9 protein-coding genes are annotated in these 7988 nt (G+C 52.7%); 1 reads left to right on the plus strand and 8 read right to left on the minus strand.

Annotation, left to right across the window (positions count from 1 at the left end):
• Window positions 1-50 precede the first annotated feature (50 nt).
• The 5 genes from TALK_RS20835 to TALK_RS20855 form a co-directional block, all read right to left on the minus strand.
• On the minus strand, window positions 51-710 hold the full coding sequence (locus tag TALK_RS20835; RefSeq protein ID WP_085621098.1) for an energy-coupling factor ABC transporter ATP-binding protein: 660 nt from the start codon (window positions 708-710) through the stop codon (window positions 51-53).
• Window positions 692-1468, minus strand: a complete 777-nt coding sequence (cbiQ, locus tag TALK_RS20840) for a cobalt ECF transporter T component CbiQ (protein ID WP_085621099.1) — start codon at window positions 1466-1468, stop codon at window positions 692-694. The genes TALK_RS20835 and cbiQ overlap by 19 nt, the downstream gene beginning before the upstream one ends.
• Window positions 1465-2121: a hypothetical protein gene (locus tag TALK_RS20845; protein WP_085621100.1), complete on the minus strand. Its 657-nt coding sequence runs from the start codon at window positions 2119-2121 to the stop codon at window positions 1465-1467. The genes cbiQ and TALK_RS20845 overlap by 4 nt, the downstream gene beginning before the upstream one ends.
• A 3-nt stretch (window positions 2122-2124) precedes the next feature.
• Window positions 2125-2748: a cobalt transporter CbiM gene (gene cbiM, locus TALK_RS20850; protein ID WP_085621101.1), complete on the minus strand. Its 624-nt coding sequence runs from the start codon at window positions 2746-2748 to the stop codon at window positions 2125-2127.
• Between the two features lie 214 nt (window positions 2749-2962).
• The gene (locus TALK_RS20855; RefSeq protein ID WP_085621102.1) at window positions 2963-3748 is read right to left on the minus strand and encodes a DUF4198 domain-containing protein; all 786 of its coding nucleotides are present in this window, start codon (window positions 3746-3748) and stop codon (window positions 2963-2965) included.
• A 359-nt stretch (window positions 3749-4107) separates the two neighbouring features.
• Between TALK_RS20855 and TALK_RS20860 the strand changes: the two genes are divergently transcribed.
• Window positions 4108-4545 carry a MerR family transcriptional regulator gene (locus TALK_RS20860; protein WP_085621103.1) on the plus strand — a complete coding sequence of 146 codons (438 nt, stop codon included), beginning with the start codon at window positions 4108-4110 and terminating at the stop codon, window positions 4543-4545.
• Between the two features lie 83 nt (window positions 4546-4628).
• On the opposite strand, the gene TALK_RS20865 is transcribed toward TALK_RS20860, so the two are convergent.
• From TALK_RS20865 to TALK_RS22330, 3 genes are all read right to left on the minus strand, one after another.
• On the minus strand, window positions 4629-7319 hold the full coding sequence (locus tag TALK_RS20865; protein ID WP_085621104.1) for a bifunctional acetate--CoA ligase family protein/GNAT family N-acetyltransferase: 2691 nt from the start codon (window positions 7317-7319) through the stop codon (window positions 4629-4631).
• 239 nt (window positions 7320-7558) lie between these two features.
• A complete protein-coding gene (locus TALK_RS22390) occupies window positions 7559-7693 on the minus strand; it encodes a hypothetical protein (RefSeq protein ID WP_281251331.1) in 135 nt (44 codons plus the stop codon).
• Between the two features lie 6 nt (window positions 7694-7699).
• A complete protein-coding gene (locus TALK_RS22330; RefSeq protein ID WP_245830068.1) occupies window positions 7700-7879 on the minus strand; it encodes a hypothetical protein in 180 nt (59 codons plus the stop codon).
• Between the last annotated feature and the right edge of the window lie 109 nt (window positions 7880-7988).

Here is a 7988-nt window from a genome sequence, read left to right on the forward strand (position 1 = left end):
TGATGTTGCCCGCAGCATATGTGAGTGTCGCCTTGCCAGCAAGGACCACATCAGACGTTTACGATGACACCGTTTTCAAGCCGGACAAACCGGGTGGCGATTTGATCAAGGAAATCCCGGTCATGGGATATGATCAGCATCGATTGGGGCAGGGATTGCAAGATAGCGATCAGGCGTTTCTCTACATCGGCATCAAGGCCATTGGTAGGCTCGTCCAGCAACAGGACTTCGGGCGACATCGCCAGAACCGTTGCCAGCGCCACCAGTCGCTTTTCCCCGCCAGACAGCTGATAGGTAATGCGATCTCCGAATCCGCCAAGGCCAAGGTCGGATAAAACCTGTAATGCGATTTCGCGGGCTTCATCGCGTGAATGGCCCAGATTAAGCGGACCAAACATCACATCTTCAAGCACGGTCGGGCAAAATAGCTGATCATCTGAATCCTGAAACAGCAAACCGACACGACCGCGAATGGTGCGGAAATCGTTTTCTGTCTGACAGGCCCGGCCAAAAATCGAAATGTCTCCTTGCTGAATGGGTGCCAAACCCATGACGCAATGCAACAGGCTGCTTTTGCCCGCGCCATTGGCGCCCAGCAGGGCGATTTTTTCCCCGACTCCCAATGACAGATTAACGCCGTTCAGGACCTTGCGACCGGTGGCAAAGGTAAAATGAACATCTGTCAGGGTGATTATCCAAGAGGCGGACATGCGACCTCCAACCCGATCAGGAACCCGGCAAGGATAAGGACGGCTGCGGCAAAGCAATAATCGCGTGATTGGCGTCGGGGCAGGGCGCCGAAATGCATATGCCCATGATAGCCACGGCATTTCATGGCCCAAAGAATGCGTTCGGATCGTTCGTGGCTGCGCACCAGCAACATACCCAGCAAATATCCAATACTGCGCCAGCTATGGCGATTGTTGCCCGCAGCAAAGCCCCGCGCGCGCATCGAAAGCCGCAGCCGAAGATATTCGCGCCTTAGAACGTCGATATATCGGATCGTGAACATGAACAGTGTGATCAGCTTGGCCGGGATATAAAGCCCCTGCAATCCACGGCCCAGCATGATGGCATCCATGCCGCCAACAAGGGCAATCAGGACCAGAATTGTGGCATTGGCCTTTAAGCCGATCAGGACGGCCTGAAACAGCCCCTCAAAGCTTGCCTGCAACCCCCACAAGGTCAGAAAGGGCTGGCCTGATACGGTGAATGGCAACATCGCCAGCATTACAAGGATAAAGCCATCCATCGCCAGAACCATTTTCACGGTTCGGGGCCAGTCAGGTTTGGCAAATCCGGTCAGGATTGCGGCGATGACGATCAGGATCGCAATTGGTTGCCAGCTTGAAAATGTAACGGCGGTGATGATCAGGAAAAATGCCGCCAGCAATCGAAATCGGGGATCAATACGCTGAATTGTCGTCATGGACTGCGACGGGATTAGAACAGCCGTGCCATCAATCATGGTTTGGTGTTCCGTTGGTTCCGGCCGGCCTTGACCCAGGCAAATACGCCAAAGATGCCGATAATGATGCCAATACCCCCCAATAGGTCCGAGAAACGAACTTTATCTTCGTAAGCAACCAATTGTTCGCGCAACGGGCGGACATGGCGGGCGACGGCGGCATCGATCAGATCGGCCAACTCATCACGCGACAGGGCGATCATGCCGTCTGTTTCTGTCTTGTTTCCCATCCCCATTATCGGCGCGGGAGCCTTTGGGGGGCTGGCTGTGCCGGTTATTTCTGAAACGGTGATTTCGCTGTCTTGCGCGGCTTTGGGCAACTGGCTGGAAAGCTCGTCACCATGGATTGTAAACTCGGCGATATGGCCATCACCGGAATTGGCCTTGATGACATAATCCTGACGGTGACTGATCCGAAGCCTGAATTCGCCCTGGTCATCGGTCGTGCCGGTAAACAGCAGCTTGTCGTCCCGATCTAACAACTGGATTTCACCGTTGCGGGGCCGCGCGCCGCCGCCGAAATAGGCATAGCCATCAATAATATCGCCATTACCCATGGCAAACACATGCAAGCTATGGGCCTGCGCGTTCATTGACAGGCCCATCAAAGCACTAAAAACGGCGATCAAGGAAATAAGAAAGCGCACCAGCATCAATCAGGTTGCACTTCTAAGCACACCGGCCGGTTCAAGCATCACCGGGCGGACTTTTTTGACAAGATGAAGGGCCGCGGCGGTCAGGATGCCTTCAACCACCATCACTGGAATGTGGCTTGCGACGACGAGTTTGGCGGTGGTGATGAATTCCTGTCCGCTTGCCGCAAGTGACAAACCGACCAGCATGCTTGAAAGTCCGATTGCACCGGCACCGGCAACAAAACCGGCCATCAGCAGCATTTTGCCATCAGTGCGGGCGATGATCGGTGAAATCACAAGCCACATCACAAAGCCGGGCAGGGCAATATTGATCGTATTGACGCCAAGAACCGTAATGCCGCCAAACCCGAAAAATATCGCCTGAAGCAACAATCCGACAAAGATCGCCGGGAAAATTGCCCAGCCCAGCATCAATCCGGCCAAACCATTGACAATCAGATGCGCGCTGGTCGGGCCAACAGGAACATGGATAAGAGACGCGACAAAGAAGACCGCACTCATCATCGCCACACGGGGCATTGCATCGATATCGATCTTGCGAAGACCATAACCAACGCCAACCACGCCCAGAACCGCACCGGTGACGATCACTTCACTCGATAGGGCGCCGTCGACGATGTGCATGTTCATTTCCCTGTAAGCCGTTCTGCAACCCGGGTACACAGGATGTTTCTGTGGCGGGATTAGATAACGTATTGATTGATGTTCCGATGGGGCAGACAGGCAATAAAACCTGCCTGAAAGCGTAGCGATTTCGCAGGCGCGAAGTCAAGCAAGTTTCATATTTTTTTAAAATAAGTATGACGACTTTTGCGGGCTTTGATGTGATACGCAGAACCTAGTTCATCGGTTCCGTTTTAATCCAGATAACCCCGCCGCGTTCGACAGGAACCTGATCGGTTGAACCGGGTGCTGCCATGGTGCCGTCTTCAATCAGGGCAGCGAAGACCCACCAGCCATCACGTGGCATGGCATAGGCAAAAACCCCATTGGCATCTGCCTTGATCACCTGTGTTGAAAAGCTGTCATTGGGCAGGGTAACACTACCGTCATTGGCATATTCGACTTCTACCTCGGCGAATGGCACTGGTTTGCCGTTGTGACGGACAATCGCGCGAAAGACATTTCCGGTCCAAATGGCATAGGGACGGGTCAGGGGGTCGATCTCGACCGGGAAGCCAACCATCTGGTCCCATTCTTCACCGGCGCCAAAGGCATCGATGATCGTTTTGGTATATTGAATGATGTATTTGCCTTCGGACGGTTCGAAATAGGGAACCGGTTCAACATAAAAGGCATATCCCCCCGGTCGATCAAGCGTCACTGTGGCGTCAAAGGCCGACTTGCCATCGACCTCTTTGGCGACAAGCTTGTCGCGCAGATCGGTTTTCTTCCCGTGGGTCTGTACCCCGAATTGCAGCGGCATCGCCATTTCCATCGCCGGACCGTTGGTCATTGGATGGGTAAAGGTCAGATCGATGTCAACATCGCGGCCGGTTTCCTGTGACACAACATTGGTTGATGGGATCATCTTTTGAAAATGGGCCTGTGCCGTTGTTGCCAATGCAGCACTGATCACAAAAGAAAGGCATACTGATTTGATCATGCGTGGTTTTGGTTGCATGGTGATGTCCCTGTTTCAATGTTGGTTTGTGTGCAATGAAGCTACGTTATGAGGGTGGATTTTATTGGTCAAGTCTTTGAAATAACATATTTCATAAAAAAAAATAAAAAGTATGATTCTTAAGGTGTTCGCTGCGGTCATGCGATGATCATTAATGTCTGCGTTGGGTCTTGGCAGGTTGGTCGTTGAGACAATTGACGGGAATCGCAACTTCGTGCCATGTGGCGACGTTTCCGTAATCCCGTGAATAGGTTGCATTTGGGTGACGTAAACGTAAATATATTGACTTGTAAGTCCTAATGTTGCGATGCTGTATCTGTGGGATCAGACGATAGTGTATTCATTTAATAAGAAAAAACATGAACGATAAGCTGTACAGCATTACCGAACTTGCCGAAGAGTTCGATATTACGCCGCGCGCCATCCGATTTTATGAAACCAAAAGCCTGCTGTCGCCACAGCGGGCCGGGGCGACGCGCGTTTATAACTATCGGGATCGTGCGCGCTTGATGTTGGTGCTGCGCGGCAAGCGGCTTGGCTTTTCGCTGGAAGATATCAAGGAATACATCAATCTGTATGACGCGGAGCGGTCACGTAGTGATCAACTGGCACATCTGATGCTGGTCGGGCGCCGTCGCATTTCCGAGCTGGAGCAGCAGCTTGAAGACGTTCAAACGACATTGGGTGAACTTCGCAAAATCGAAAGCGAAGCGGCTGAAACCTTGCGTGAAAAGGGGATCGACCCGGAAAAGGCACTGGCCGATATCCAAGCTAAATTAACGTCAGAAACCGCTTGATCACAAATCAGATTTTCAGACCGCAAAAAACCCGGCCAAATTGACCGGGTTTTTGTTTTTACAGGATGAAAACGAGATTGAAATCAGCTGGCGTCACGATGAAGAGGCAGGGTGACTTCGAAGACTTCCTCGTCCGCCAGATATTTGCGGCTAAACCCAAGTTTTTCGCAAAGAGTCAGCATGCGCCGGTTATTTGGCAGAACCTGACCGATAAAGGTTTTGGTGCCTTTTTGACGGCAGTATTCGATCATCTTTTCCATCAGGATACGGCCAAGACCACGGCCTTTGATGTCAGAACGCACCATGACGGCATATTCGGCATGGTCGTTATTGGGATCAATCACGACCTGAACAATACCGTGGATTTCACCGGCTTCCGGGCCTTCGGGGATAATCGCAAGGAAGGCCATATCCCGGTCGTAATCAAGTTGAGTCTGACGGGCCATTTCCGAATGCGGCAATTCACGGACCGAACCAAAGAACCGGAAATGGATATCTTCGGGTGTCAGCTTGGACATGAATTGATAATGCGCCGGTTCGTCTTCGGGTTTGATCGGCCGCAAAAGGTATTTGGTGCCGTCTTCCAGGATCAATTCCTGTTTTAAGTGCCGTGGATAGGGATGGATCGCCAACCGTTTGTCGTCACTAACGACTTTTGGCGTGACCTTGATACGGGCATCAAGTGCAATCACACCGGTCTGGTCGATCAAAAGCGGGTTCATATCAAGCTCAAGAACCTCGCCCAGATGCACAACAAGCTGCGATAGGCGCACAAGCGTCATGTAAAGCTGTTCAAGGTTGACCGGTGGTACATCGCGATAGCCGCGCAACAGATTATAAATGCGCGTGCCTTCGACCAGTTCACGCGCCAGCTTCATGTTAAGCGGTGGTAATGCCATCGCCCGGTCGCGGACAACTTCGACCTCGACCCCGCCATGACCAAACAGGATCACCGGACCAAAAATCGGGTCTGTGGTCATGCCGACGATCAATTCGCGCGCCCCGGCGCGTTTGATCATTTCCTGAACGGTAAAGCCACGAAGACGGGCTTTGGGGAATGCTTGTTCGATGGTGCGCAGCATCTTGGTGCCTGCTGCACGAACTTCATCCGCATTATCAAGGTTAAGCACGACACCGCCAACATCTGATTTATGGCTGATATCGTCCGACAGGATTTTAAGTGCAACCGGATAACCGATGGCATCGGCGGTTTCAACCGCATCCTCAACCGTATGGGCAGCAACGGTTTTGACCGTGTTGATGCCATAGCATTCCAGAACAGCTTTGGCCTCTGGCTCGGTCAACATATCGCGGCCGGCATGAATGGCCAAATGGATGATTTTCCGGGCCTTGTCGGTTTCCGGAGTGAAATCTTGGGGCACTGATGGCGGCGTTTCCATCAGGACTTCCTGCAGCTTGCGGTAATTGACCATATGCTGGAAGGCGGCAACCGCGTTTTCCGGTGTGCGATAGGTTGGTATTCCGGCGGCGTAGAACAGCTTGCGCGCCTTGGCCACCGTGGCTTCGCCAACCCAGTTGGTCAGGATGTTCTTGCGACTGTCCTTGATGGCGTCAATCACCCCTTGGGCGACCTCGACCGGATCGGTAATCGCGGTTGGCGCATGCATCACCAGCAAGCTATCGATATTTGGGTCTTTCAATACCGCATCAATCGATTTGGCATAACGTTCACCCGGTGCATCACCGATGATATCAACCGGATTGGCATGTGACCATGTCGACGGCAGTACGGCATTCAACGCATCAATCGTGCTGTCTTCAAGATGGGCAAGCCGACCATGACGTTCGATCAGGGCATCAACCGCCAAGACGCCGATCCCGCCACCATTGGTGATAATGCCCAGCTTGTCGCCGCGGAATGGATGCATGCGCGACAGTGTTTCTGCGGCCGAGAACATTTCCGATACGGTGTAAACACGCAAAACGCCCGCACGTTTGATGGCGGCGTCAAAGACGTCATCTGCGCCTGCCAGTGCGCCGGTATGTGATGCAGCGGCCGCTGCACCCTCGGCAAAGCGGCCCGATTTGATGCACAGGATCGGCTTGTTGCGCGATGCAGCCCGCGCGGCCGAGATAAAGCCACGGCGTTCCTGAATGGATTCGATATAAAGCATGATTGAACGCGTATCGGGATCAGACCCCAGATAATCAATCACATCGCCAAAATCGACGTCGTCGCATTCGCCCAGCGAGATGAAATGCGAAAATCCAATTCCGCGTGCGGCGGCCCAATCCAGAACGGCAGTGCAAAGCGCGCCCGATTGCGAGACAAAGGCGATCTTGCCGGTGCCAATACTTTGATGGCTGAAACTTGCATTAAGGCCAATTCCCGGCACCATAAGCCCAAGGCAATTCGGGCCAAGAATACGCATTTTATTGCGCGCGGCAATATCGAGCATCGCCTGTTTGATGGTATGCGTTTCATCATGCATTTCCGCAGCCAAACCGGCCGTCAGAACAATGGCGGCCATGCAGCCCTTGTCCGCAAGGCATTCCATGGTTGGAACGACGGCTTTTGGGGGCACGCAAATTACCGCAAGCTCCGGAACTACCGGCAGGCTTTCGACATCGCGATAGGCCAGAACACCGCCAATGGATTGGCTTTTGGGATTGACGGGCATGATCGGACCGTTGAACCCGCCCGCCAGCAGGTTGCGCATGATGACCTGACCAACCGAATGGGGCCGGTTTGATGCGCCGATGACTGCAACCGATTTGGGTTTGAAAAGATGGTCCATATTGATCGTGCTCATGACCGATTTCCCGCTTTTTCCATGGGGCGCACCTTAATGTGCGCCGGTTGCAATCATATGGCCCGCAGGTGACGTCGTGTGATCTGTGGCCATTCGTCAGAATCTGTTTTTCGCAGATGCGAGATCATATTTCGCGGGCAAGTATATTGTTTTGCTGTGGATCAATAAAGCGCTGAACGTATGACTGTTTCGCACAACCGTCATACGTCTTGTGACGGTATCATCAAGGCTGGCCCAGATCAGTGCAATTGGCCGTGATCATGATCATTATCATGTCGTTCGGATTGTTCGATCCATTCTTCAACCTCGGCGGCGCTTTGCATCGCCAGTGCGATCTCAAGATCGTTCTGGACATGGGCGAGGCTGTCAAACATCGGACATCAGCCAAATGCCTGAATGCGTTCATCGGTGGTGGACGATATTGTAAACAGGTCGCCGTCAATGCGGTGAACCAGACCGTGAATAACATCATCGGTGCCAACGATCATCCAGCCATCTGTCGCGCCGCCGAGTGATCCGAGCTTTACCTGTCGTAATTCAATTTTGACATTTTTCATCATCAAACGATCCGGTTTTGGGATAGGGGAAACAATATCAAAAGAAAAAGGGACCGAACAATCTGTTCGGTCCCTTTTTAATTGGCTCCGGCAGCAGGACTCGAACCTGCGA

Source organism: Thalassospira alkalitolerans, assembly GCF_002115745.1.
Lineage (GTDB): Bacteria > Pseudomonadota > Alphaproteobacteria > Rhodospirillales > Thalassospiraceae > Thalassospira > Thalassospira alkalitolerans.

Excerpts from the sequence above, each read along its gene's own strand:
- cbiQ (WP_085621099.1), bottom strand. The coding sequence starts at position 1,468 with ATGATTGATGGCACGGCTGTTCTAATCCCGTCGCAGTCCATGACGACA.
- TALK_RS20860 (WP_085621103.1), top strand. The coding sequence starts at position 4,108 with ATGAACGATAAGCTGTACAGCATTACCGAACTTGCCGAAGAGTTCGAT.
- TALK_RS22330 (WP_245830068.1), bottom strand. The coding sequence starts at position 7,879 with ATGATGAAAAATGTCAAAATTGAATTACGACAGGTAAAGCTCGGATCA.
- TALK_RS20835 (WP_085621098.1), bottom strand. The coding sequence starts at position 710 with ATGTCCGCCTCTTGGATAATCACCCTGACAGATGTTCATTTTACCTTT.
- TALK_RS20855 (WP_085621102.1), bottom strand. The coding sequence starts at position 3,748 with ATGCAACCAAAACCACGCATGATCAAATCAGTATGCCTTTCTTTTGTG.
- TALK_RS20865 (WP_085621104.1), bottom strand. The coding sequence starts at position 7,319 with ATGAGCACGATCAATATGGACCATCTTTTCAAACCCAAATCGGTTGCA.
- TALK_RS22390 (WP_281251331.1), bottom strand. The coding sequence starts at position 7,693 with ATGTTTGACAGCCTCGCCCATGTCCAGAACGATCTTGAGATCGCACTG.
- cbiM (WP_085621101.1), bottom strand. The coding sequence starts at position 2,748 with ATGCACATCGTCGACGGCGCCCTATCGAGTGAAGTGATCGTCACCGGT.
- TALK_RS20845 (WP_085621100.1), bottom strand. The coding sequence starts at position 2,121 with ATGCTGGTGCGCTTTCTTATTTCCTTGATCGCCGTTTTTAGTGCTTTG.